The 1,130-nt window shown below is 52.8% G+C and carries 1 protein-coding gene and 1 pseudogene; both read right to left on the bottom strand.

Annotation, left to right across the window (positions count from 1 at the left end):
• Nucleotides 1-207 (bottom strand): hypothetical protein (locus E1189_RS24625; RefSeq protein ID WP_230459928.1); only part of this gene is annotated, 207 nt, incomplete at its 3' end.
• Nucleotides 207-1,072: pseudogene (locus E1189_RS01230) on the bottom strand (N-6 DNA methylase). The pseudogene E1189_RS01230 and the gene E1189_RS24625, both read right to left, overlap by 1 nt.
• Between the last annotated feature and the right edge of the window lie 58 nt (nucleotides 1,073-1,130).

Consider the following 1,130-nt stretch of genomic DNA (forward strand, 5'->3'; position numbering starts at 1 on the left):
TTTAATGGGTTTCCTGACAGGCACTAAATAAGAGCGCTCTACTACACCACCATATCGACGCTTAACAGTTACGAGCTGATAATTTGAATCGTCCGACATATTAACCGGACGTTCCACGATGACTAAGGCATCCTTGAACGTTTTCACGCACCAGTCATCAGGGATAAAAGCTAGAGGGGTACTCATTTCTTTGTGGGCAGCATTCATTAAACACATTCCCCAACAACCGGAGCAGTCTTCAACCCCAGCTCCGCCAAATACCCACCCAACTCACGATCAACCGCTTCCAGCTTAAGGCTTACAGCTTCCAGCTCTCCCAGCACAGCCGGAATGTCCACCAGCGGCTCCGGCTCAGACGTATCGATATAACGGGCAATATTCAGGTTGTAATCGTTCTCGGCAATCTCGCTCAGAGGCACTACACGACAGTATTTCTCTTCTTCCACGCTGTTATGGTACGCAGCACTGTGGGTCTCGGTAATGCGCTCGATATCTTCCGGCGCAGGGTGTTCTGATTCTTGCCTTCGGCAAACTCACGGCTGGCATCAATAAAGATTACCTGATTGCGCAGGCTCTGGGGCTTTTGCTTGTTCAGGATCAATACACAGGCGGGGATACCGGTGTTGTAGAACAGGGCTGACGGCAGACCGATAACGGCTTCAATACGATCACCGGGCAGCTCGCTGGTGCCTTTCAGCAGGCCTGTGCGAATCTTGCCCTCTTCACCACCACGGAACAGCACGCCATGGGGCAGTACCACGGCCATACGGCCATTCTCTTTGACACTGGCGAGCATGTGCTGGACAAAGGCGAGATCGGCATAGCCACGGGGTGGTGTACCGTAGCCCAGTCGTGAGTAAGGGTCTTTCAGCTCTTTCTTGTAGTTGGGTGCTATCTCTTTCTCTTTGCCGTCTTTGCCGACCTTTTTGGGACGGTTCACCTCGATAGGCGTCCACCAGCTCTTGGCTGAGAATGGCGGATTGGCAATGACACGGTCAAAGTTTTTAACGCTGCCCTGATCCAGATGCAGCGGGTTAACAAGGGTATCCCCACGCTCCAGTTCCGCCCGCATATTGTGCAGGTACAGATTCAGCTTGCCGATGGCCCATGTGCCCAGGTTCTTCTCCTGC

This window comes from Parendozoicomonas verongulae (genome assembly GCF_009711465.1).
GTDB lineage: Bacteria > Pseudomonadota > Gammaproteobacteria > Pseudomonadales > Endozoicomonadaceae > Sansalvadorimonas > Sansalvadorimonas verongulae.